At 44.0% G+C, this 22,440-nt stretch carries 24 protein-coding genes, 1 tRNA gene and 2 pseudogenes; 5 read left to right on the plus strand and 22 right to left on the minus strand.

Annotation, left to right across the window (positions count from 1 at the left end; translation table 11 throughout):
* Nucleotides 1–32: 32 nt before the first annotated feature.
* A tRNA-Gln gene (locus tag KOY49_RS02030) sits at nt 33–107 on the plus strand.
* Nucleotides 108–681: 574 nt separating this feature from the next.
* Here the strand turns inward: KOY49_RS02030 and KOY49_RS02035 are convergent.
* The 6 genes from KOY49_RS02035 to KOY49_RS02060 all read right to left on the minus strand — a co-directional run bounded on the left by KOY49_RS02035 (nt 682) and on the right by KOY49_RS02060 (nt 5,329).
* Nucleotides 682–2,907 carry a cation-translocating P-type ATPase gene (locus KOY49_RS02035; protein WP_232736499.1) on the minus strand — a complete coding sequence of 742 codons (2,226 nt, stop codon included), beginning with the start codon at nt 2,905–2,907 and terminating at the stop codon, nt 682–684.
* A gap of 267 nt (nt 2,908–3,174) precedes the next feature.
* On the minus strand, nt 3,175–3,540 hold the full coding sequence (locus KOY49_RS02045; RefSeq protein WP_232736500.1) for a GreA/GreB family elongation factor: 366 nt from the start codon (nt 3,538–3,540) through the stop codon (nt 3,175–3,177).
* A complete protein-coding gene (locus tag KOY49_RS04965) occupies nt 3,509–3,634 on the minus strand; it encodes a hypothetical protein (RefSeq protein ID WP_269802181.1) in 126 nt (41 codons plus the stop codon). The genes KOY49_RS02045 and KOY49_RS04965 overlap by 32 nt, the downstream gene beginning before the upstream one ends.
* A 77-nt stretch (nt 3,635–3,711) precedes the next feature.
* Nucleotides 3,712–4,062 carry a sensor histidine kinase gene (locus tag KOY49_RS02050; RefSeq protein WP_232736501.1) on the minus strand — a complete coding sequence of 117 codons (351 nt, stop codon included), beginning with the start codon at nt 4,060–4,062 and terminating at the stop codon, nt 3,712–3,714.
* The gene (locus KOY49_RS02055) at nt 4,059–4,664 is read right to left on the minus strand and encodes a sensor histidine kinase (protein WP_232736502.1); all 606 of its coding nucleotides are present in this window, start codon (nt 4,662–4,664) and stop codon (nt 4,059–4,061) included. Before KOY49_RS02055 ends, KOY49_RS02050 begins: the two co-directional genes overlap by 4 nt.
* A complete protein-coding gene (locus tag KOY49_RS02060) occupies nt 4,661–5,329 on the minus strand; it encodes a response regulator transcription factor (RefSeq protein WP_232736503.1) in 669 nt (222 codons plus the stop codon). Before KOY49_RS02060 ends, KOY49_RS02055 begins: the two co-directional genes overlap by 4 nt.
* A 130-nt stretch (nt 5,330–5,459) precedes the next feature.
* Here KOY49_RS02060 and KOY49_RS05400 point away from each other — a divergent pair.
* The 3 genes and pseudogenes from KOY49_RS05400 (at nt 5,460) to KOY49_RS02080 (ending at nt 8,511) form a co-directional block, all read left to right on the plus strand.
* Nucleotides 5,460–6,151 (plus strand): annotated as a pseudogene (locus KOY49_RS05400) (ABC transporter ATP-binding protein).
* Between the two features lie 66 nt (nt 6,152–6,217).
* The gene (locus KOY49_RS02075) at nt 6,218–7,375 is read left to right on the plus strand and encodes an ABC transporter permease (RefSeq protein WP_232736506.1); all 1,158 of its coding nucleotides are present in this window, start codon (nt 6,218–6,220) and stop codon (nt 7,373–7,375) included.
* Nucleotides 7,376–7,377: 2 nt separating this feature from the next.
* Nucleotides 7,378–8,511 carry an AI-2E family transporter gene (locus KOY49_RS02080; protein ID WP_232736507.1) on the plus strand — a complete coding sequence of 378 codons (1,134 nt, stop codon included), beginning with the start codon at nt 7,378–7,380 and terminating at the stop codon, nt 8,509–8,511.
* A 39-nt stretch (nt 8,512–8,550) separates the two neighbouring features.
* On the opposite strand, the gene cysS is transcribed toward KOY49_RS02080, so the two are convergent.
* The 3 genes from cysS to KOY49_RS02095 form a co-directional block, all read right to left on the minus strand.
* Entirely contained in the window at nt 8,551–9,984 is a 1,434-nt protein-coding gene (cysS, locus tag KOY49_RS02085) for a cysteine--tRNA ligase (RefSeq protein ID WP_232736508.1), read from the minus strand.
* 161 nt (nt 9,985–10,145) lie between these two features.
* Nucleotides 10,146–10,562, minus strand: a complete 417-nt coding sequence (locus KOY49_RS02090; RefSeq protein WP_232736509.1) for a hypothetical protein — start codon at nt 10,560–10,562, stop codon at nt 10,146–10,148.
* Between the two features lie 442 nt (nt 10,563–11,004).
* Nucleotides 11,005–11,991 (minus strand): DHH family phosphoesterase, encoded by a 987-nt coding sequence (locus KOY49_RS02095; RefSeq protein ID WP_232736510.1) that lies wholly within the window; start codon nt 11,989–11,991, stop codon nt 11,005–11,007.
* A 206-nt stretch (nt 11,992–12,197) separates the two neighbouring features.
* On the opposite strand from KOY49_RS02095, the gene KOY49_RS02100 reads away from it, so the two are divergent.
* The gene (locus KOY49_RS02100) at nt 12,198–13,379 is read left to right on the plus strand and encodes a PKD domain-containing protein (protein ID WP_232736511.1); all 1,182 of its coding nucleotides are present in this window, start codon (nt 12,198–12,200) and stop codon (nt 13,377–13,379) included.
* 69 nt (nt 13,380–13,448) lie between these two features.
* Here the strand turns inward: KOY49_RS02100 and recR are convergent, their stop codons facing one another.
* The 13 genes and pseudogenes from recR to KOY49_RS02165 all read right to left on the minus strand — a co-directional run bounded on the left by recR (nt 13,449) and on the right by KOY49_RS02165 (nt 22,329).
* A complete protein-coding gene (gene recR, locus KOY49_RS02105; protein WP_232736512.1) occupies nt 13,449–14,066 on the minus strand; it encodes a recombination mediator RecR in 618 nt (205 codons plus the stop codon).
* 4 nt (nt 14,067–14,070) lie between these two features.
* Nucleotides 14,071–14,361: a YbaB/EbfC family nucleoid-associated protein gene (locus KOY49_RS02110; RefSeq protein ID WP_129635271.1), complete on the minus strand. Its 291-nt coding sequence runs from the start codon at nt 14,359–14,361 to the stop codon at nt 14,071–14,073.
* 32 nt (nt 14,362–14,393) lie between these two features.
* Complete coding sequence (locus KOY49_RS02115) at nt 14,394–15,854, minus strand: ArnT family glycosyltransferase (RefSeq protein WP_232736513.1); 1,461 nt, start codon at nt 15,852–15,854, stop codon at nt 14,394–14,396.
* Between the two features lie 21 nt (nt 15,855–15,875).
* Complete coding sequence (gene dnaB / locus KOY49_RS02120) at nt 15,876–17,228, minus strand: replicative DNA helicase (RefSeq protein WP_129635267.1); 1,353 nt, start codon at nt 17,226–17,228, stop codon at nt 15,876–15,878.
* Nucleotides 17,228–18,520, minus strand: coding sequence for a DNA polymerase III subunit gamma/tau (dnaX, locus tag KOY49_RS02125; protein WP_232736514.1), 1,293 nt, complete (start codon nt 18,518–18,520; stop codon nt 17,228–17,230). The genes dnaB and dnaX overlap by 1 nt, the downstream gene beginning before the upstream one ends.
* Nucleotides 18,492–18,677: a hypothetical protein gene (locus KOY49_RS02130; RefSeq protein ID WP_232736515.1), complete on the minus strand. Its 186-nt coding sequence runs from the start codon at nt 18,675–18,677 to the stop codon at nt 18,492–18,494. The genes dnaX and KOY49_RS02130 overlap by 29 nt, the downstream gene beginning before the upstream one ends.
* A gap of 42 nt (nt 18,678–18,719) precedes the next feature.
* Nucleotides 18,720–19,139 carry a hypothetical protein gene (locus tag KOY49_RS02135; protein ID WP_232736516.1) on the minus strand — a complete coding sequence of 140 codons (420 nt, stop codon included), beginning with the start codon at nt 19,137–19,139 and terminating at the stop codon, nt 18,720–18,722.
* Complete coding sequence (locus tag KOY49_RS02140; protein ID WP_232736517.1) at nt 19,136–20,011, minus strand: DUF2797 domain-containing protein; 876 nt, start codon at nt 20,009–20,011, stop codon at nt 19,136–19,138. The genes KOY49_RS02135 and KOY49_RS02140 overlap by 4 nt, the downstream gene beginning before the upstream one ends.
* A gap of 5 nt (nt 20,012–20,016) precedes the next feature.
* Nucleotides 20,017–20,532: a hypothetical protein gene (locus KOY49_RS02145; RefSeq protein ID WP_129632640.1), complete on the minus strand. Its 516-nt coding sequence runs from the start codon at nt 20,530–20,532 to the stop codon at nt 20,017–20,019.
* 250 nt (nt 20,533–20,782) lie between these two features.
* A pseudogene (gene rplL / locus KOY49_RS02150) lies at nt 20,783–21,159 on the minus strand (50S ribosomal protein L7/L12).
* Entirely contained in the window at nt 21,152–21,451 is a 300-nt protein-coding gene (locus KOY49_RS02155; RefSeq protein ID WP_232736518.1) for an uL10 family ribosomal protein, read from the minus strand. Before KOY49_RS02155 ends, rplL begins: the two are co-directional and overlap by 8 nt.
* Before the next feature lie 219 nt (nt 21,452–21,670).
* Complete coding sequence (locus KOY49_RS02160; protein ID WP_232736519.1) at nt 21,671–21,835, minus strand: hypothetical protein; 165 nt, start codon at nt 21,833–21,835, stop codon at nt 21,671–21,673.
* 191 nt (nt 21,836–22,026) lie between these two features.
* Nucleotides 22,027–22,329 carry a WhiB family transcriptional regulator gene (locus KOY49_RS02165; protein ID WP_232736520.1) on the minus strand — a complete coding sequence of 101 codons (303 nt, stop codon included), beginning with the start codon at nt 22,327–22,329 and terminating at the stop codon, nt 22,027–22,029.
* Nucleotides 22,330–22,440 lie beyond the last annotated feature (111 nt).

The raw sequence follows: 22,440 nt of genomic DNA on the forward strand, positions 1-22,440 counted from the left end.
GCGTGCTATAATCGTCATTGTCCTGGCAATAGTGGGACGTCGCCAAGTGGTAAGGCACTGGGTTTTGGTCCCAGCATTCGCAGGTTCGAATCCTGCCGTCCCAGCCAAGACATTTATCGACAACTTTACGACCATATCAAAGGGCTTTCTTAGGCAATCAAATCAGCTCTGGTCTAATAGATGTCCAACAAAAGCGTCAACAAACAACACAATAAGAGTCTCTCTAACTAACTAGTCACAATGATAGTGTCCCCTGATGTCGGACATAGGCTATGTTCTTAGCGGTGGCGAAAACAACTGTAGCACAGGTAGCCCTCATCATCCCGGAGAGCGCGAGTAACTATCAAAAGAGAAGTTTAAAACTAACTCGCGGGCCCCGATGAAAAGTAAAGCGCAAAGGGGACTCTACCAATTAATAGGATAAGAAGCCTTCAAAATTGCCAGCAGTCACCTCCCCAACACCAGTCTGACCAGGGTAATAAAGCCGTCGTTTCACAAAGTAATAAAAAAAGCTAATACCCCGCTCCAACTGCGATAACTAAAACATCTGCCGCTTCAAGAGCTAAGGCACTGGATAAACGGCATCCAAAGCATTCAGAAAAGTTCGAAGATCAAGCGACGACCCAGCCATAAGAGGCCTTTCGACAAAGTAGTACGAGCTTGATAAATCAAAGGGCTTTTTTAGGTTGCGACTTTGTGGATGTGTAGTAGTTCACCGAGCGGCCCAAACAGTACCAGGGCTTGCAAAATTAACGACATTGCTATTCCAATGTAAAAGCTACGATTCATCACTTTTAGGCGTGTAAAGACAGAATCTTCATCACTCCGGGCGTTAAAAGCATTTGCCCATTGGCTAACTACCAGAGATATAAACGCCAACGTTTGCGCGTAATCATGACCGTAATGCTTTTCGAAGAACACATATGTAATTAGTGCAATTGCTGCCATTGTGCCGGCAGCTACAGCCATTCGCCAAATCATAATCTTATCTAAAATTGGTGTGCCAGGACTTCTGGGTGGTTGTTTCATGACATTTTTCTCAGCTGGCTCCAGACCAAGCGGAATCACCATTGACGTGTCAGTCACCAAATTTACCCATAAAATTTGCACTGGTTCCAGCGGCGTTTTAATGCCAATCAGCAGCGCGCCGATCATTGTAATCAGCTCGCCTGTATTGGTAGATAAAAGATAAAATAACATCCGCTTGACATTGGCGATAATTGTCCGGCCTTCTCGCATGGCGTCGATAATTGTTTTGAAATTGTTGTCTAGCAGGATTATTGCTCCGGCGTCTTTTGCGATGTGTGACCCTGAGCCCATAGCAATCCCAACATCAGCACCAGACAGCGCTGGTACATCGTTAACACCATCTCCAGTCATGGCGGTAATATTGTGACGCTTTAATATGGTTAAAATCCGGTATTTTTGTTCTGGAATAACGCGCGAAAACACTTTTGTCCGTTCGATTATTGCGTCCAATTGGTCGTCAGTCATCTTCGACATTTCTCGGCAATCAAAAACCTCTTCTCTGCCTTCAATCATACCAAGTTGTTTGCCAATTTGATATGCCGTTTCGAAGTGGTCGCCAGTGATCATGCGTACCGAAACGCCTGCTGAAATTGCTGATTTTATAGCACGAGAAGCCTCTGGTCGCAAGACGTCGGCTACCGCCACAAGCCCTTTAAATTGCAATTTCTGACGCGATATTTTAGAGAAGTCAGTCGGAATTTCTGCATCGTCGCTGATTGCCAGACCAACTACACGGTATCCCTTTGAGGTTAATTCGGTAATTGCTTGCTTGGCGCGTTTGGATTCTGTGGCTGGTAATTTGCAGCGCTTGATAATTTCTTCTGGGGCGCCCTTGTAATATATTTTATAGCTCGCTCCATTATGCCAAACGGCAGCTGACATCGAGAAGTCTTGATTAAATGGCAATTCTGCTGCTGGTAGCCCGCGGACGCCAGTACCATTTTTTCGAGCAAAATTGTCCAGTGCTATATCTAGCGGGTCGTGACTTTTGCTGTCGCCGCGATTAACAAAATACGCTATGGTTTTTGATAGATTATTACGCTTCTCTGGAGTCCAGATATCCTGGACAGTCAATAAATTTTTCGTTAGCGTGCCGGTTTTATCTGTAGCGATAGTGTTAATTACGCCAATGGTCTCAATTGCCCTCATTTGATGGACTAGCGCCTTTTTCTTGGCCATTCGGCGCATTCCCAGCACTAAAACTACGGAAATTGCAATTGGCAGACTTTCTGGCACGGCGCTTACGGATAGCGCAATCACAAAGCGTAAGCTGTCTAAAACATCCATGCCGCGCAGCAGGCTTAAACAAAACGCCACAGTCGCCACTGCACTAACGACAGCGATAATTTTGGTAATTAATTTATCGATTTTCTGCTGGACTGGACTTTTGGCGATTTCTTTTTTTGACAGTGCGGCCAGATTACCAAACTCTGTTTGATTGCCAGTTGCTGTGACGACACCTGCTCCAGTGCCAGATACTATGAACGAACCTTGAAATAGCATATTGGTGCGCTCGTAAATCTGCTGCTCACCCTCTAATTTATCACTATTTTTGCCAATTGGGATTGATTCGCCTGTCAGCTGAGACTCATTGATACGGAGGTTTGTGGCTTTAATTAGCCTAATGTCAGCTGGTACTTTTTCGCCTTCGGAAAGATTGACGATATCACCGGGGACAAGCTTTGCGCTGTCAATAGAAATAATTTTTCCCGCTCTTAAAACGTCAACTTTTTGCGCATCATGGCGCGACAAGCTCCTGAGTACTCGGTCGGTTGAGAAGCGCTGGACGTAAAAAATTACAGCAGAAATTATTAAGATGATTAGGATAATGACGGCATCAATTATTTCGCCATGAATGAGACTGACTATTGTAGCCAAAATCAGTCTGGCAACTATCCTCATCCCATGCATATGGACGCTGGTAATCTGGTATGATGTAGTCTGCTTTTCTATCCGATAAGAGTGCATAGATACTTTTTTGGTCTACGTTTAGCTTTGACATAATATCCCCCGTTTATTTTTTGTCGCTAAATTTGTGAATATTCTTAGTGTAATTATAGCATGCCGCAGCATCGGCTTATTGCTATATATAAAAAAGCTCCCACTCGCCAGTGAGAGCTAAACTGTTGTGGTGGACAATTTGGATTAGCTAATTTTGACGACCTGTAGCTGCCTGGTCATCAAACCATTTTTCCAGGAAACGGTTTCGGACTTTTTGTGATTTAGCAGACTTTTTCCCAGCGGACTATCCACGGAAATTCGCCCGTCCAGAGGGTTTGCTTCCAGGCTATGAACCAGCGTATAGCGGAAAATCTTTCCCTGCTGATCCACCAAATCCACGACTGAGCCAATAGCAATTTTCAATCGATCGCGCTTCCTTGGCAGCGGCTTAGCGTGACGCAAAATATCCTTCTTCATAAAGATTTTTGATTGAATATTTTCCAGTTGCGTAATTACATCGTTGCGGCGTAATTTGTCATCACGCGATTTGGCGCGCCCAATTTCTTTCAATTCCAAAGATGAGCGCTTTCTCTGAAATCTCTAGCCCAGAAATTTCCTTCTGCAGCTCCTTAAATCCTTTTTTACTTAAAAATGTTGTACTCATACTTCCCCTTTCGGATCGGCAACTTTGCCAATCAACAATCCTATTACAACATCTAATTCTGAAAAATAGCTGAAAATTTACAGAATCGGCAAGGAAATCGTGAAAATGGTTGAGTTTTTCGAGGTACTAACAGAGATTTGTCCGCCCAGCGCTTTTGTCAATTGTTCCGCTAATGGCAATCCTAATCCGTAGCCTTTTGTACGTTGGTTGCCGCGAAAAAATCGCTCAAAGACGTGTGGCAGAGTTTGTTGTGAAATCGTGCCGTCGTTGATGAAATGGATGGTGATGTTTTGTTTCGATGGAATGATGCAAATTTTTACCACAGAATTTTTCGGGCTATGTTTCAATGAATTGTCGAGCAAAATCGCGCACAATTCTCGCGTCGCGGTGTGATGAAGCGGAATATTTATGTGTTCTGGGCAATTCATTTTAAATTGCGCGCTTCGGCTTTTCGTTCGCGAACGAGCTCGGATATCAATTCCGTCAAATTAAAACTTTTATCTTCCAGTGCCAACTTATTTTCCGTCCGCGACAGTTCCAGAAGCATTGCCGTAAGCTCAGTTAACTTATTTATTTCCTCCAAATTGCTTTCCAGAGTTTCTGTAAGTTCCGCCTTATTCGCCTTCCGATTTTTTAGCGCAAATTCAGTCTCTGCTTTCATGATTGCCAAAGGAGTTCGGAGCTGATGGCTGGCATTGGCAACAAATCGCGATTGGGCTTTGTGGGCGGTTTCTATCGGTCGCAAAGTAATTTTTGCCAATAAATATGAACACCAACCACCAGCGAGCAGAACGATAAGATTTATATAGCCCAAACTAATCAAAAGATTTCGAGTTGAATTATCTATTCTTTCCGACAAATTAATTGCAGGAAAATCACCCTTCCTTTGAACGATAATTTTATGAATTTGCGCATCAACTTCCGAGCGCGCCACCTGAAAAATAATACTACTAAACAGTAGACTGACGATCATTAAAATCATCAAATACCAGCCCGCCAACTTAATTGTTGCTGAAGTAAAAATTTTCATGATTCAATCCTATAGCCGAAGCCGCGCACGGTTTTTATCAATTGTTTTTTGAACGGTTTGTCGATTTTTTGGCGCAGATTTTTTATGTACGCCTCGACATTATTCGGCAAAATATCAGCATCAAAATCCCAAACGTGATCAATCAGCGTTTCCTTACTGAGAATCTGATTCGGATGTTGCATCAAATATTCCAGCAGCGCATATTCTTTGCTTGTGAGGTCAATAATCTTTCCAGCTCGCGTCACGGTTTGCTGCTGTTTGTCAATTTCCAAATCGTCAATTTTCAAGATGTCTGGCTGGCTAATCGGCGGCCGACGAAGCAAGGCTCGCACTCGCGCCAACAGCTCGTCAATTGCAAAAGGCTTAGTCAAATAATCATCAGCTCCCACGTCCAGTCCGAGCGTTTTATCTTCGGTCGTGCTCAGCGCCGTTAGAAGCAGAATTGGCATATTTTTCCCGTTCTCGCGCAATTTTTTAACAATCTCCGTACCTTCTAATCCCGGCAACATTCGATCAACAATCAACAAGTCATACGGCTGACTATCCGCCAAATTAAAGCCTTCTTCCCCGTCATACGCCGCATCAACCGCGTATTTTTCGCGTTTCAAAGATTCGGTTATGACCCTCGCAAATTTTCGTTCATCCTCAATGACTAGTAGTCGCATATTTATATTATATCTTTTTTCCTGCGCTAAGTGCTATAATTTTATTTAAAGAAAAGGAGGCGTATGCCAGATAATAAAAAAATGGTTGAGATTCGTCATTTTAAGATGAGTTCCCGGCGATAAAACTGTTATTAAAGATCTGAGTTTCGATGTTTTTTCGCGGCGAAGTTTTTGGTTTTTTGGGAAGTAATGGCTCGGGAAAAACTACGACATTGCGCGCATTGTTGGGACTATATCAGCCGACCGCGGGCGACTTATTGATAAACGGCAAGCCATATTCGGTGGAAAGTCAGATTCGCCTTGGATATCTTCCTGAGGAGCGCGGCTTGTATAAAAAAGAAAAAGTCTTAGACGTGATGCTTTACTTTGGTCAATTGAAAGGTTTGAGCCGCAAAGAAGCTAAAGAATTTTCTCTGAAGTTTTTGGAGCGCGTCAATTTGAGCGACAAAGCTAACACGCAAACTTGATAAATTATCTGGCGGACAGTGCAGCAGAAAATCCAGCTTGGCGTGACAATTATGGGCGATCCAGGAACCGCTGATTATGGACGAGCCAGCCAAAGGTTTTGATCCGGTGAATCGCCGTTTGTTGATGAATATAATTGGAGGAGCAGCGAAAAGCTGGCGCGACAAATTATTTACGTTACGCACCAGATGGAGGAAGTTGAAAGATTGTGCGATCGCTTGGATTTTAATGAAGGATGGTCAAGCGGCGGCATATGGAACATTGGAAGAAGTAAAAAGTCAATTTGGCGGCGCGTCAATGGACGACATTTTTGTCCAAGTTTACGGCGGCGAAGCGAAGGAATTGAGTGATGAGTAAAATGCATAATTTGGGGACGGTTTTCAAATTCGAGACGCTTAGAACGCTGAAGAAACCGACGTTTGGTTGACGGCCTTAAAATTCCCTTTGTTGATTGGCGTGCTGTATGGCATTATGTTTTGGTCGCAAAGCACGACTATTGAAGCGTCAAAAAATCTGGAAAAGCAAGAATTTTCACTGGAAGTCACGGACGATTCGAAGTTGGTGAAGCCAGAATTGCTGGCGGCAATTAAAGCCAAAACTGCCAAATCGAAAGAATCTGGAATTGACGACGTAAAAAATAATAAGGTTGATGCGTATGTTTATTTTCCAAAAGATTTGAGCAAGCAAAAGGTTGAAGTTTATGGTAAAGATGTTGGGCTATTCCAAAACGGAAAATACAGCGCGGTGGCGCAGAGCTTATTGAGTCAATCAGTAGCAAGCGGCGTCAGCCCGGCACAAGTTGCGATTTTACGCGACAAAGTCCAATTGTCATCAACCACATATCTGGACGGAAAAGAGCACGGCGGCATTAATGAGATGATTGTGCCGGGAATGTTTTTGGCTATTTTGTTCATTCTCATCAGTATTTTTGGCAATCAAATGCTCATTAGCACCACTGAAGAAAAAGAAAATCGCACGGTGGAAATGTTACTTACGACCGTTAAAACCGACACTTTAATTACGGGTAAAATTCTGTCTTTGATGGTGTTGGCTTTGATTCAGATTTTGGTAATTGTTTTGCCAGTTTTGGCGGGCTATTTGGCATTTGGCTCGAAGCTGCAATTGCCTAATCTGGACTTGAGCACGCTCGTGTTTGATCCTGTGAGAATTGGTCTGGCGATCATAATTTTCTCCGCAAGCTTCACTTTATTTACGGGAATGTTGGTGACTTTGGGCGCGATGATGCCGACCGCCAAAGAAGCCAGCCAGTGGTTCGGAATTGTGATTATGTTATTCATTGGTCCATTTTACGGAATCACGGCATTTGTTTCTTTCCCTGATTATTTCTTCGTTAAGTTCTTATCGCTATTTCCATTCACCGCGCCGATCCCGTTGTTGTTACGAAACGCAATAGGCAACTTGCCAATTTGGGAAGCTTTGCTCGGTACGGCAATTTTGGTCGTTACGGCAATATTTGTCATGTGGTTATCGGTGCGCGTTTTCCGCTACGGCGCGATGTCTTATGATAGTAAATTATCTCTGTCGGCGTTGCGGACAAGACGAAAAGCTGGTAAAGTTTAATTATGAAAGTACGTATAGAGATAGACACAAAAACATTTGTGCGATTTTGGCTGGTCGTCATGGGCTTTGGTTTGGCTGGTTTGGCAATTTATTCCGCAAAGGACGCGCTGGTTTTATTGGGAATTTCCCTGTTCTTGGCGTTGGCATTGAATCGTCCGGTTGCGGCAATCGCCAAGAAGCTTCCTGGGAAAAGCCGATTGGGCGGCACGGCGCTGGCGTACACGACGCTGGTCCTGCTTTTGGGTTGCGTGGTTTGGTTTGTTATTCCGCCAATCGTCCAGCAATCTGCCAAATTTGTCGAGAGCATTCCGAGTATAATTGACCAAACAAGCTCACAGTGGCGTGGCGTCAATGATTTTATTGATAAGAACAATTTGCGCCCACAGGTCGATTCGATGATGGAAAACATCAAGCAGCAATCTTCGTCTTGGGCTACGAGCGTCGGCACGAATCTATTGTCCAGCGTTGGCTCTTTGGCGTCATTCTTAGGCTCGCTATTCTTGGTGTTGGTGCTGTCATTCCTGATGCTCCTCGAGGGTCCAACTTGGGTGAAGCGTTTGTGGGGACTATACAACGACGAAGAAAAAATGGAGCGTCATAAGAAGCTGGTTGGCCGAATGTATAACGTGATTACGGGATATGTTTCTGGACAATTGACGGTTTCTGGAATTGATGCGATATTGTCAGGTTTCGTGGTGTTTGTGCTGAGTTTGACATTCCCTGTCATAAATTCCAATTTGGCAATGCTCACCGTTATGGCGACGTTTGTGTTGACGCTAATTCCGATGTTTGGCGCAACGATTGCTGGCGCGTTGATATCACTACTACTGTTCTTCAATAATATGACAGCGGGCATTATTTACGCGATTTATTTCGTTGTTTATCAGCAAATTGAAAATAACTTTGTTTCCCCGTCCATCCAGTCAAAGAAGGTTGAGTTGTCGGCTCTGACTGTCTTGGTCGCGGTGACAATTGGTTTGTATGTTGGTGGCCTATTGGGCGGTTTGGTTGCTATTCCAGCCGCTGGCGTCGTGAAGGTTTTACTGGACAATTATTTAGAGCAAGCCAAGTCTAATCGCGTCGAAAACGAAAAACCTCTTAATAAATTAGTTAAAAAGTTGAAAAACGAAGATTAATTGGCACAAAATAAAATATAGCCCGTTGAATCCAGCGGGCTATTTCCATGTCCAGACGCTGCCGCTTGGCGTATCACGAACGGCAACGCCAGCCTGAAGAAGTTCATCACGAATTCTGTCGGATTCTTCCCAATTTTTCTCTGTGCGTGCTTGACGTCGCTGGATGATAAACATCTTCAAATCGTCAGTAATATCAGGCGTGGATTCGGCCAAATCCAGCCCTAAAATCTCGTCAATCTCATCAATAAATTGCACCAAACTCTGCCGATGAATTTTATCAAGCGGCGTATGGTCCAACTTTGAAAATACTTCATCAATCAACGCCAGTGCGCCTGGAGTATCCAAATCATCGTTCAATTTCTCGACCAGCGCCTGACGTCCCGCTAATAATGAAACCGAATCGTCCTGCTCGTCTTTGTCATCGTCATCCTCCAGCGTGTCGTGAGTCTGATGCCTCAGAACCGCGTAATCCCGCCAATGATTCAGCCGCGCCTGCGCTGCTTCCAGAATTTCCCAGGTAAAATTGCCCTCTGTTTGATAATGCTTGCTGAGAATCGCCAGCTTAAACGCCATCGGACTAAAGCCTCGCGAAATAATATCTTCCAGCGTAATAACATTCCCCAGAGATTTACTCATTTTTCGGCCGTCAACTTTTATGTGATTATTATGGAGCCAAATCTGAGAAAATTGTTTTCCAGTCAGACTTTCGCTCTGGGCAATTTCATTCGTGTGATGAACTGGAATATGGTCAATTCCGCCTGCGTGAATATCGATAGAATCGCCGAGTGTTTCACGGGCAATTGTCGAACATTCCAGATGCCAGCCAGGAAAACCAACCCCCCACGGACTATCCCACTCCATGTCGCGTTTGGCATCTTTTGGCGAAAACTTCCATACGGCGAAGTCGGTAATATTGCGCTTTCCTTCAACGCTCACTCTGGCGCCAGCTTCCAGACCCGCCACGTCCAGCCGCGCCAATTTTCCGTAATCCTTCAAAAGTGACGTGTCAAAATACATGCCGTCGCCGTCGATTTTATATAAAAATCCTTTTTCGTCCAGTCCTTTTGCGAAGTCAATTTGTTGCTGAATATAATCCGTCGCCCGCACCAAATAATCTGGCTTTATCAATTTCAGCACGTCGTAAGCCTCGTGATTGGCTATGGAAATATATCTTTCCGCCACGTCCCAGGCAGTCTTCCCCTCACGGCGGGCACCTTTTTCTATCTTATCTTCACCATTGTCATCGTCGCTGGTCAAATGACCAACGTCGGTGATGTTTTGTGTTCGAACAACGGGAATGTCTTGCCAGCGTAACAATCGCACCAACACATCCCAGTAAATATAGCCAACCCAGTTGCCGATGTGCGGCTGCGAATAAACTGTTAGACCGCAGGTGTAAAACCTGACCGTTTCTCCGTCGAGCGGCTTCAGTTCGTCTTTTCGTCTAGTGAGCGTGTTATAGAGCTGTATCATCAACTCTATTGTACGGCAGATAGGCTGCTTTTTCAAAATTGCTATAAAAATAGCCCCAGGTGGGGCTTCTGTTGGTATATCAAATTCAAGAATAGCGACAAGCAGCCTTTGTAAAAAAAGAACAACTTGCCGCTATTGCATGCCGAGTTGGACTCGGATTATCAGTCTTCGGCTCCCTGTTTACACATCAGCATATGATAGAAGTGTTCGAGGTACTGGTTGTGAAGTGCCACTGTAACCTCTTCAAGCACAAACTCGTAAGCTAAGGCCATAAAGAGAGCGAGCCGAAGGCATACAATGCCGCCGATGCCTTTGTTAGTTACATTTTCTAAGACGGGCATCTCAATACGATCCCGCAAAATGCGCTTAACATAGGCTGACATGATGGATAGGTCGTTTGAGTTTGTGCTTTCAATCTCTGGACATCCTCCTCCGATCCGTCGATATGCGGCCATAGTAAAGATTGCACATTCGAATTCATCCAGCGCACTAGACAAGTCGTGCTTGTCGGCGGGTCCGAACGCTCTACCGTAAGATTGGGCTAATTGTTCAGTAGCCTTGTCTATAGATTCAAGCATTCCCCAGTATTCCTTGTTAACGAAGATCGTCGTTAGGGTCTTAGTGGGGGATTTTGAAAGAGCGTTGGTCAGGACGTATCCTTGGCACGCCCCGGAAAAAGGGATGACAGAGCTCCATCGCTCCCTCCCTTCTCACCTCATCCACACACGAATGTGGCTAAGTTGTTGTTCTTTAACACAAGACGAGATTCCATTCCTCTTTCCATTTTCTCCTCAAAAAAGGAATAAAAACTCACCCTCATGTATATAACTGCTTGTCAAAGTACGCTTTCGGACAAGGATGTACTCAACTTATCAACAAAAGCCAATATTATTTATATCACGAAATAATATTTAAGTAAAGCCAAGTAGACTTTCTGTAAAATAATGCCCGTATAATATTTTTTCTCAACTCTGTTACAGACGTAAAGACTGATATATACCAACAATATTACAATAACTTTTAACCCTGCCCTGCTTCTCGCAAAGCCTGATCCGTCGCTGTGACTAATTCCCTTACGATTTCATCATAATTTTCATATACGCGGAATCCTGCCGCATACGGATGACCGCCGCCACCGAAATATCCAGCTACAGTATCGGCGATTGGTAAATTACCTCGTAAGCGCGCAGTTAATTTGCCGTCAGGGTAAGTTTTAATAACACAACTAAGCGCCACGCCTTCAACCAGCCTCAATTCATCGCCAATCAACGCGCCAGGGTTATAGGCGTCGCTGTAGGCTTGGATTTCCTCAAATGGCACGTGCACCAGCGCCAATTGTCCGTCTAATAAATATTCGATTCGCTCGATCAATTTTCCCTTGTACGCCAAAATTTCTGGCGATTTTTTCATAAATTCGCGTCGTCGCTCTTCAATTTCCGCATTGGAAGCGCCCAACTCTGTGAGTTCTCCCGCCGTATGAAAAGTCTGAGCCGTAGTGTTTTGCGTAGTAAGTCCCAGACTATCGCTCATAATAGCTATCAATAAATCTTCGGCCGCCTGAGGATTTATCTTCCAGTCGGAATGTTTGAACAGTTTATACAGCAATTCCCCGGTCGCCACGACGGTTTCTGATAGCATAATATGATCAAAGCTGAGCGTCGATTCGGCTGTGTGATGATCAATAACCAGAGTCGGGTGTGTTTCCAAGAAATGTCGCGCTCCAGGAGTTTCTAATACCTTACTGAGAAGCACGTCCGCGCTCGTATCAACAATTATCGCGGCGTCGGCTTGAAACGGAAAGTCGTTCTGCACTCGATCCCAACCGCGAATATAATGAAGATATTTTGGTATATCTACTGGACAATATAAAGTAACAGTCTTCCCTAGGTCGCTTAAGACTTCTTCCAGCGCCAAGCTTGAACCCAGGCTGTCGCCGTCGGGATTTTCGGCTTGAATAATAACTATATTGTTTGCGGATTGAATGAATTGTTTAGCTGTATCTAGCATATTATTTATTATAACAAATGATTTTTACTCTAATATAATAATTATGTTTTTAATTACATAAGTGGTATAATATGTGATGGACTATTAAAAATACTGCGCAATCGAAAAAACATAAACATTTTTATAAATTATTATTGACAAAATATAAAGATTGTGCTAGTATGAGGACATAAAGCCTGAAGATAGGGCTGGAAAGAGGAGTTTTTATGAACAAATTTAAGAAAATCGGCATTGCTATCTCTCTGGGATTTGCTATGCTCGGTGGAATCTGGTTGGCATCACCTTCACAGGCTGCCGGCTGTAACAAATTTAACGTTGTATACTGTGGTACGCATTCTATGTCAGAATTGCAAACAGCATACAGCCGTACAGAAATTAAAGAACTATATAAAGAATGGTACATTACCGACACTATGATCCAAGGTGGATCAAACATGCGTGAGGGTGTAGTTGACGCAAACGGTAACATTACTGTTGACGGTCGTGTCGTGGCTACAAACTCTATAACCGTACAGTCTAAGGCTGGTACTCGTCAGCCTCAGCCACAACGTAGCTACAAGACTTCAAACGGATATACTTACTACCAATATCCAACTGGTCAAAGCTTCGTTGACGGTCCTAAGAGCTACAATATGTATGCATGGTTTGACAACGACGGTAAGTTCATCACTGGTGTGATTAAAGACTGTGGTAACCCAGTTTGGGGTACTCCAACAACACCTCCTGCAAAACCTGCATTAACATGTGACGCATTGCAAGTTCTAAAGATTGAAGACAACACCTACAAGTTTGTTGTAAACGCAACTGCTAAGAACGGTGCAAGCATCACCAGCTACACATACAACTTTGGTGACGGTACAACTAAGACTATCAACTCATCTACAATTGAGCACACTTACACAAAGTACGGCAGCTTCAAGGTTACTGTAATCGTAAATGGTAAAGAAAACGGCGAAGTCAAGAAACAAAGTCCAAACTGTGAAAAGACTATCGTAATCGAACCTGAAACAAAACTTCAAGTTTGTGACCTTAAGACTAAGAAATATGTAGAGATTAAGAAGTCAGAATTTGATAAAAGTAAGTACTCAACAAATCCAAACGATTGTAAAGAAGCACCTGCTAAGATCACAATCTGTGTAATCGATAAAAAAGAGCTTCGTGAAATCAAGAAGGAAGAATACAACGAGTCAAAGCACACAACTGACTTGAGCAAGTGTAAGGAAGTTCCTACTACACCTACTACCCCTACACCAAACACTCCTTCAACACCAACACCTAGCCCAGAATTGCCAAAGACTGGTGCAAGTGACGCGATCATGTCAGCACTAGGCCTAGGTGGACTAACTACAGCTACTATCGCTTACATCGCTAGCCGCCGCCAAATGTAATAAGTCAAGCTAGCAACGAAATACCCGCCGAGATGGCGGGTATTTTTATTGGCGATGAAGCTGTTGAGTTTATAATTGTTTTCGACCTTCTAGCGCGTGAGTCAGTGTAATTTGGTCTGCGTACTCAAGGTCAACGCCGACTGGAATACCTCTAGCCAAGCGTGTGATAGTCGTATTCAATCCAGCTTCTTGGATGTAGCGCTGTAAGAATAGCGCGGTCGACTCGCCCTCAACTGAAGCGTTCGTGGCGATAATAATCTCCTGAACGTCGTCGGTTTTTATACGCTCAATTAGCTCTGGGATATGCAATTGCTCTGGTCCAATATTGTCAATTGGTGAGATAACGCCGCCCAGCACGTGGTATGTACCCAGGAACTGCCCTGTTCTTTCTATGGCAACAATGTCTAGCGGCTCCTCGACTACACAAACGACCTTTTTATTCCTGTTCGAATCTGCGTATAAAGGCGACACGTCGTCATCTGAGTCGATCAACGCAAACGTCTTCGGGCAGGTTTTTACTCGGTCGTGCAATTGGTCTAATGAATGCGCTAATTGCTTTGCGGATTTGGGGTTGCGGCGTAAAACCGCGTAGGCATATCTTTCAGCCGTACGCGGTCCAACTCCAGGTAGATTACCAAAATCATCAATTAAAGCAGTCAGAGCTTTTGGTAAAATGTCGATTGACATGACTTTAGAATGGCAAGTTGCCCAAGCCGCCCATCAATGGCTTCATAGTTTCAGCAGCGACTTCCTGAGCCTTTGTCATACCGTCGCGAACTGCGATTTCAATCCAGTGTTCCAACTCTTCGATATTCTCCAAGTCAACCATTTCTGGGTCAATCTTTACAGACTTAATCTTTAACTCGCCAGTGATTTGTACGATCACAGCGCCATCGCCAGCCTCAACTTCGATGATTTCTTTACCTAATTGTTTCTGTGCTTTGCGTAATTGTTGCAGCATTTTTACCTGATCAAACGCCATATTCCTCCTTATTTAACACTTACAATTATACCCTATTTGCGGTCGGATGTGTAGACGTAGAAGCGATCGCCGTCTTTATGGTCATTGACAATTACTGACGACAGGTGCCCAGAGTAAGTCTGCGGAATTTGAGACTTTACGCTGTGGCTAACATATAAAGTCTGTCCGACGTTTGCTGGCGCTGTGTGGATAATTGATATTTGGTGATAGTTGTGTTTTTTAAGCGCTTCGTAAATCGGTGATTCTTCTTTACTGACCAATAACGAGAATGAATCGGTCGGCGCGGTATTTTTACGGAGTAGAGATAAATCTTTATTAAAGCGTGAAGCTGCTTCTGGGAAATAACGATAACCGTCAATATAGCGGAAGCTGCCGCCCACCACCATAACGATGATTAGCATTGATATAAGAACCAGTCCTGTGCCGCGAGCGTATGGATTGCGCGGGAAAAGTCCGTACCACATGTTCATTAGGGACTCCAATCCGACCGCCAAGAGAATAAATAGCGGGATGATGATTATCGGGGTGAGGCTTGGCTGGAAGATGAGTAGCGCCAATGCTAAGATTAGCCACGACCAAATCATAAACGAGCGGGCGCTGGAGATTTTTTGGAAGCTGCGGAATAGTCCTAGTCCGATTAGCACCATTGCGTTGATGTCCATAATTGGCGTGATTTGGTTTCCTACGACTGATGGGAAAATGCGGATGTATGTGTAATATAAAGTCCTGAGGTTTGCAACGATGTCAAAACTTAGGCTGTTGATGCCGATGAGGTTGTAAAATAGCGCGTGGGATTTATAGCAAAGAAAACCAATCGCACAACCAATCGCGAATAAAATGGCGGACGGCACAATCCAAGACTTACGGTGTTTTCGGGAGATGAGGAAATAGCGTGGATGTGGATGCAGAAGGGCGATGATCAGAAGTCCCAGATTGATATACCAAAAATACGGAGTGAAGAGGCTGAGCGCCGTGGTGATGGCTAAGCTGATTCGCCAAATGGAGGCGTTCTGGGCTTTCTGGAGAATCAATGTAGCAAAAAGTAAAGTTAGCGCGGTGTAAAAGATGTATAAAATGCCAACAGTTGCGCTTTGACCGATGAATAAAAATTGACCAGTCGTTGCCATGATTAATAGCGATAGAATCGTTGTGGACGGCTTAAACCAGCGCTTTAAGAGGAAGAAAATAGCGACGGAGCTGGCGATTGAAAGGATTACGGCGGGCGCTTTAATTGTTAATAAACTGACGCCGAATAGCTTGAAGAATAGCAATTGAAGAAGGTGAAATGGCAAATTTGTGACGGCGATTCCCTCGACGCTAAAATTCAAGTGATTTGTCGTATTGACCATGTCGATTTCTGCTTGCGACAAACCTCCCGGCACGTGCAACGCGGAAATTATAATAGCCCCTACATACAACAGCGCCAGCAACGTATAGCCGAAAACGTAGCGCCATCGGTAAAGGAATATATCGGTAACTTTTTGCTTTTTCATTGGTATGATTATAACACAATTCTATTCATGCTTGCGATCCAGGCTCATAAAGCGTAGGCGCTCTGGGTGGAAGTATAATTGAACTTTACCGACTGGACCGTTACGGTGCTTAGCGATGATTAAGTCTGTAATATTCTGAACTTCTGGGTTGTCAGGTTCGTAATATCCAGGGCGATAAATAAAGCTCACGATGTCGGCGTCCTGCTCAATGGAACCGGATTCACGCAGGTCGGCTAGTTGTGGAATTGGCGGCGTGCGTGATTCAACAGAACGGCTCAACTGACTCAGGGCAATTAGCGGCACATTCAATTCGCGAGCAATAAGCTTCAGTCCGCGTGAAATTTCCGAAACTTCCTGAACGCGGTTCCCGTTGTGGTTTCCGTTGGCCTGCATAAGCTGCAAATAGTCGACGATGATTAATCCCAATTGGTTTTCATGAGCAATTCGACGCGCTTTAGTGCGCATTTCCAAAACTGATAATCCTGGCGTGTCATCGATATAAATTGGCGCCTCAGCCATTTCTCCCATAGCCTCAGACAACTTCGCAAAATCTTCATCGCTCAGATTTCCGGTGCGAATATTCCAGCTATCAACTCCCGACGCATCCGCCAACATACGGTCGACCAGCTGTTCCTTACTCATCTCTAGACTGAAGAATAGGACAGGATTTTTCTCAATCGTTGCCACGTTATAAGCCAAATTCGTCACCAGCGTCGTCTTACCCATGGCTGGACGCGCCGCCAGAATAATCAAATCTGATTTTTGCAAGCCAGCGGTCATATTGTCCAGATCACGATAGCCAGTGCGAACTCCCCTGAGAGAGCCTTTATTCTTACTGAGCTCTTCAATTCGGTCAAAACTATCCGTCAGAATGCTTTCCAGACTGACCAAATCTTGCTTGGTTGATTGGTCTGACACGCTGAAAAGTTCAGCTTCGGCCTTCTCTAATAATTCCTGCGTGGTCGTCGATTCGTCATAGCCAAGCTCGGAAATATCGCCACTCGCTTTTATCAGACGCCTGCGAACCGCTGCTTGCGCAATCATTTCCGCGTAAGCCGATGCGTGCGCTGCCGTTGGGACGTAGTTTGTTAGCTCTGTCAGATATGCCGAGCCGCCAACCAATTCCAGTTCGTCCTTTCGCTTCAATTCGTCGGTTAAGGTCAGAAGGTCGACGGGCTTGTGTTTTTCAAATAGCCGCATCATTCCAGCAAAAATCAATCCGTGATTCTTGTCGTAAAAATCGCTAGGGTGAGTAATTTCTGCGGCGTCCGCCAAAACTTCCTCGTCAATTAAAACCGCCCCAAGCAAACTCTTTTCCGCGTCCAAATTTTGTGGCGGTATCTTCCCTTTTACTTCTTCGCTTTTATCTGCCATTAAATATCCTCCAGCTTAACTTCTTCGCCGCCACCCATTAATTCTGCAATTTCCGCCAATTTTTCGTCCTCTGGCGGCTTCTTCTCTCCAATTATATCAATTTCCAAATCCATCGCGGTTTCTTCTGAGATAATTTCTGAGATCAATGGTTTGTTTTTTGCGTCGTCCAGCTTTTTCTTATAAAACGCGGAACCTGCGTAAATTGTCAATTTTTCACCGTCAAACGACCACTGGCTTTTCTGCAATAATGACGCCAGTCCGAGGGATTTTTCCTTCGCTCTTTCAATGACTTTTTCCCAATTTAGCTCTAGTGGCGCGTCGGTTTTCTTTGGTTTTGCGGCAGGTTTTTTCGCTGGCTCGGCTGGTTTTTCTTCTTTTTCAATCGGCTTTTCGGTCGGTTTTGCTGGCTCTGCGGACTTAATTGGCGTTGGTTTTTCGGCGGGTTTTTGGGTCGCGGCTTGAGCTATATTTTTCTTTGGCGCGACTGGCTTTTCTGTCGGCTGAGAATTACTATTCATGAATATCGTCAATAATTTCAAGTCTGGGTGCGGGTGTCTATCAACCTCGATCAGTTGCTGAACCAACCCAATAAGATTCGGATTTTTCCGCAATCTATTGCGAGCAATCGACAATAATTGATGTGACACGATAATTGAATTCGCGCCACTATTTTCTAATTCCTGAAAGATGTTTAAGACTTTCTCGTTGTCGTCGGATGGATATGAATCCAACAAATTGCCGAGCATCGTCGCGTCGCTCAGTCCCAAATATTCGGTAACCATATTCGCCGTCAGCGGCTGGTCTGGAGTTGCTAAAATCGACAATTGGTCAAGCATACTAATGCCGTCACGGAATCCGCCACGGGAACGTTCAGCAATTAACTTGGCAGCATCCTCTTCGATTGCGAATCCTTCCTTCTTCGCTATATTCATTAACTGGCGCGTCATAATTTCCGTCGGAATTGGGCGGAAGAAAAATTGCTGCACACGGCTAAGAATGGTGGCTGGAAGTTTGTCGGCGTCGGTTGTAGCTAAGATAAACACCACGTGCTCTGGCGGTTCTTCCAAGGTTTTTAATAGCGCGTTAAATGCTGATTTTGACAGCATATGAACTTCGTCGATGATATAAACTTTTTTTGGCGCAGAAACAGGCGCGACTTGGGCTTTTTCTCTTAAAGCACGAATGTCGTCAACGCCGTTATTGCTAGCTGCGTCAATTTCAATAATATCCAGGTTTGAAGAATCGTCATCATATGGCAAATGGTTAATCTCGTGCGCCAGAATTCGCGCCACCGATGGTTTTTCCCACGCCACGCGGTCCGGTCAATAAGTACGCATGAGCAATTTTTCCCTGCTCTAACGCTCGACGTAAAATACTAGTCACGTGATCTTGACCTAAAACTTCATCCAAACTGCGACTGCGATATTTACGATATAGCGCCTGACTCATCCCCTCATGCTCCTCATGAGATAATTATAGCAAAAAACAGCGCTAGAGTACAGATAGATAACAAAGATCGATTTTCCGAGTAGTTTCGAGATCGACATAAAAACGGTAATAACTATTAGGGCCTGACACAGTTGGATTTTCAAGTAACTCGTCATTTGCTTTTAAGTCAACATGCGCAGAGCCACAGTACGGCTTGATAAGCTTAGTAAATTCAAACGCATATTCACCAGAAATATTCTTTAACTCTTGACTTTGATATATTGGGTCGGCATAGTCGGTCATAACTAGTATTAGAAACTGTCCGCTATTATCGCCAAATAGATGAAAAGTAGTATCGGAATATAATGGTACTAGCGGTGCAAATTGTCGAACATAACCCAATTTTTTCAGAATTGGAAATGCTTCAAAAACTACAGACGGAAATACAAAATTTGAGTAATTGTTCATAAATAAGGTTTTCAAAATAACGTTAATTGCTCGGTTGGTAAATCCAGCTCAATTTCTCCGTCAACTTTTTGCGCCCGATAGCCAATAAGCTTTTTGATGTTGTAAGCCAGCAGCTGACCGTCGTAATCAGTGATGACAATTGAGCCGATGACGCTGCGTACATGCCCGACCAATTGACTGTAATCCTTCATTAAAACGACACGTGACAAATCAACACCAGCGGTTTGAAAATAATCTTCACAAGGAATTAGCTCGGATTTCGGAAACGACACGCCAATTTTCTGCTCAATTTCAAGTAATTTTTGTCGCAATTCCCTTTCGCCAGCTGCACGGTCAAAAGGTAGTTTTATCAATTCCATCTTTTTGTGAACTGGCAGAGTTTCAACTATTCCGTCCAGCTTGGAAATTTTCGCCTCGTACTGTCTGGCGATCAATGCCGAAGAAAACGTTTCTAATTTTATAGCTAATCGCGCTCCCTGCTCCAATAATCTCCGAATTCCGCGCTCTTCTTGCGAGATTCCAACTTTTATGACGTTCGGCGCGAAGTATGCCAAGTAAACAAAGTGCGGATTTTGATTGATTTTTTCTTGTTGAGCGGAAACCGAATTGGCGTTGTAAAATGCTGGATTAAAGCCGGTTTTGTCGCGGCATTTTAGGCAATTTTCATACTTTTCATCAACCGTGGCGTGGTCTGGACAGATTTGGCTACAGCGATTCTCAAAATCCACCCAACCCGTGCAATATTTGACAGAAAAATCAAACTCAAGAGACAAATCTTGCTCGAACAATTCATGACGCTCAATTTTACCGTCAACTTGACATTCGACGAATGGCTTATTGTCAGCGTTAAAACTGGCGTAACTGAGCAAAAATTCGCTCGGTAGCATAATATTTACAATGCAGCTTCGACTGCAGCCCAAGTTGCGTCAGGATTGTCTTCAGGGATGATGATTGTAACTTGGTCGCCGACGTTAATTCGGAAGTAAGTTACGCTAGCAAGCAAAATACGATATTCGCGGCCAGAAGCCTCGACGTAGTAAATTCCGTCGTGCTGGACGAGCGTTCCGATAACTTGCTTTCGTGGTACAGGACCGATTTGCTTATAAATAAAGCTGCCATCTTCAGCGATTGTCAATTTCATCAAGTCGCCCTCAACCAGCTTCGACTTTGAAGCGTAGTTGGCTGGGATTGGGTAATTTTTGCCATCTGGACTGAGCATCATTTGTCCGTCAAATACGCCTTCGATAATCTTTCCTGCTACATTATCTGACGAAGTTTTTGGCGTAACAACTTGACCATCGTCGCCAATAATACTAATCAATAATTCTTTTGCGGCAGCTAAATTGGTTTCCGCCTCTTGAATAAGTGTCCTCAGACGCTTAATTTGCTTTTCTGGTAATTCAGACATGGTTCTCGCAATTCCTTTGTCTATTTTTTATAATACTTAACTAATATATAGCATATCCTTACATTTATATCAAGTCGCCCTATCTATTTTTATCCAATTTTCCACAGCGCTATAAGATATGGACGAAAAAGTGTTGCAAATTTTACTCTTGAAATTGACGTGTAGTTCGTGATATTAAGATTGGCTACATAAAAATCACCGCCCATAGCGGACGGTGATTAAACGAAACAAATTGGCGTTATATAACAAATTATGAAAGCTCGACAGTAGCGCCAGCGTCTTCCAAAGTTTTCTTTGCAGCTTCAGCTTCGTCTTTAGAAACTTTTTCCTTGACTGGTGCTGGAGCGCCGTCAACGATAGCTTTTGCTTCACCTAGACCTAGGCCAGTGATTTCCTTAACAGCCTTGATGACTGCAACCTTCTGAGAACCAGCGTCTTTCAAAGTAACTGTGAACTCAGTTTTTCGTCAGCAGCAGCGGCGTCACCACCAGTAGCTGGACCAGCAACAGCGACAGCTGCAGCAGCTGGCTCGATGCCGTATTCTTCTTTAAGATGATTTTTCAATTCGTTAACTTCTAGAACTGTCAATTTTACAAGTTCTTCAGCCAATTTCTTAATATCAGCCATTGATATTCTCCTTTATTATTATATTGTTGCGATGATTTGCAACGTTACTAGTGTTGATTGCTAAACTTAAGCAGTAGCTTTGGCTTCGATGCCGTCCAAAAGTCCGTGCAAATTGCCGCCAAGCGCGTTGACCGTGTCGTGTACTGGTGATAGCAATTAGTGATACCACTTGAGCAACGAGTTGGTCTTTGCTTGGTAGGCCTGCCAATGCTTTAACGTCAGCTTCGCTAATTGCCAAGCCTTCCACACGAGAAGACACCTGCAAGTTGTAATGCTGGATGCGTTTTTGCAAACGTGTCCAATACCTTTGCTGGCATAACTTCATCTTCGGTACTTACAGCGTAAACCAATTGACCAACCAATAAGCTGGTGTCCGGACTTCTTTGTAAGTATCGATTTCCTGAAGAGCTACACGTACCAATCGGTTTTTAACAACCTTGATGAGCTAACACCCGCTTCGCGAGCTGCGCTTGCGGCGTAGTTCTTGTAAGTCGGCAACGGCATAGGCGTCTCACAGCGACGCTAATTCTCGTAAATATTCCTGAAAATGCGGTCCCATTTTACATTGGTCGTGGATAAACGCTCCGTAATCGTTTGGATTGCCATAAAAATCAGGATTTGGAGAGTTCGTCTTTAATGTCGGGACTTTGCGAAATTCCCCAAATGCGGAATCCATAAACGTCCTTCATTCTCGCACATACCAAAGACGTCAAAATAAAACTGTTAGTTTCATCCCTCGGTGGCATTTTTTACACTTGTTTTACGACCAAGTCGCCACTGTCTTTGGTAATGTTCCAGACTATTGTAGCAGAAATGACAACGAAAAACAAGAGTTATGGCGATTATTTTCCAGCCGATTCAATCGCCTTATTTATTGCATTTTCGCCTAATCGTAATATTTCTCCTGCGCTGAGTGGCAGTTGTTCCTCCCCACACTCCATATTCGGCAGATTCTGGGTGGCGGAGCGCATATTCTAAGCATTGCTTTAAGACTGGGCATTTTCGACACATGGCTATGGCAGCTTCCGCGGCTTCTGTCTTTCTGACGCCTCTTAAATCTTGGTCTGGAACATTTGGGTCTATTTGGAAAAACAAGCAATCAGCTTCTTCAGGGGCTAGTTTCGCGCATTCAGCGCCTTCTAATAGACTCTCATTACTTAATTCTGACATATTTATTATTTTACAATAATAACGTAATAAAATCAATAGGCATCTATGTCTAATCAAAGAGAAAACCCGCTCCGTAGTGGAGCGGGTGTGAACCTTTGGGCTAGCACCCCT

This window comes from Candidatus Minimicrobia vallesae (assembly GCF_018866205.1).
Classification (GTDB): domain Bacteria; phylum Patescibacteriota; class Saccharimonadia; order Saccharimonadales; family Saccharimonadaceae; genus Nanosynbacter; species Nanosynbacter vallesae.

Excerpts from the sequence above, each read along its gene's own strand:
- KOY49_RS02110 (WP_129635271.1), bottom strand. The coding sequence starts at position 14,361 with ATGGCGTTTGATCAGGTAAAAATGCTGCAACAATTACGCAAAGCACAG.
- KOY49_RS02140 (WP_232736517.1), bottom strand. The coding sequence starts at position 20,011 with ATGCTACCGAGCGAATTTTTGCTCAGTTACGCCAGTTTTAACGCTGAC.
- KOY49_RS02060 (WP_232736503.1), bottom strand. The coding sequence starts at position 5,329 with ATGCGACTACTAGTCATTGAGGATGAACGAAAATTTGCGAGGGTCATA.
- KOY49_RS02055 (WP_232736502.1), bottom strand. The coding sequence starts at position 4,664 with ATGAAAATTTTTACTTCAGCAACAATTAAGTTGGCGGGCTGGTATTTG.
- KOY49_RS02130 (WP_232736515.1), bottom strand. The coding sequence starts at position 18,677 with ATGAGTCAGGCGCTATATCGTAAATATCGCAGTCGCAGTTTGGATGAA.
- cysS (WP_232736508.1), bottom strand. The coding sequence starts at position 9,984 with ATGATACAGCTCTATAACACGCTCACTAGACGAAAAGACGAACTGAAG.
- recR (WP_232736512.1), bottom strand. The coding sequence starts at position 14,066 with ATGTCAATCGACATTTTACCAAAAGCTCTGACTGCTTTAATTGATGAT.
- KOY49_RS04965 (WP_269802181.1), bottom strand. The coding sequence starts at position 3,634 with ATGAGTACAACATTTTTAAGTAAAAAAGGATTTAAGGAGCTGCAGAAG.
- KOY49_RS02095 (WP_232736510.1), bottom strand. The coding sequence starts at position 11,991 with ATGCTAGATACAGCTAAACAATTCATTCAATCCGCAAACAATATAGTT.
- KOY49_RS02090 (WP_232736509.1), bottom strand. The coding sequence starts at position 10,562 with ATGCTTGAATCTATAGACAAGGCTACTGAACAATTAGCCCAATCTTAC.
- KOY49_RS02115 (WP_232736513.1), bottom strand. The coding sequence starts at position 15,854 with ATGAAAAAGCAAAAAGTTACCGATATATTCCTTTACCGATGGCGCTAC.
- KOY49_RS02145 (WP_129632640.1), bottom strand. The coding sequence starts at position 20,532 with ATGTCTGAATTACCAGAAAAGCAAATTAAGCGTCTGAGGACACTTATT.
- KOY49_RS02100 (WP_232736511.1), top strand. The coding sequence starts at position 12,198 with ATGAACAAATTTAAGAAAATCGGCATTGCTATCTCTCTGGGATTTGCT.
- KOY49_RS02160 (WP_232736519.1), bottom strand. The coding sequence starts at position 21,835 with ATGGATTCCGCATTTGGGGAATTTCGCAAAGTCCCGACATTAAAGACG.
- KOY49_RS02080 (WP_232736507.1), top strand. The coding sequence starts at position 7,378 with ATGAAAGTACGTATAGAGATAGACACAAAAACATTTGTGCGATTTTGG.
- KOY49_RS02165 (WP_232736520.1), bottom strand. The coding sequence starts at position 22,329 with ATGTCAGAATTAAGTAATGAGAGTCTATTAGAAGGCGCTGAATGCGCG.
- KOY49_RS02050 (WP_232736501.1), bottom strand. The coding sequence starts at position 4,062 with ATGAATTGCCCAGAACACATAAATATTCCGCTTCATCACACCGCGACG.
- dnaB (WP_129635267.1), bottom strand. The coding sequence starts at position 17,228 with ATGGCAGATAAAAGCGAAGAAGTAAAAGGGAAGATACCGCCACAAAAT.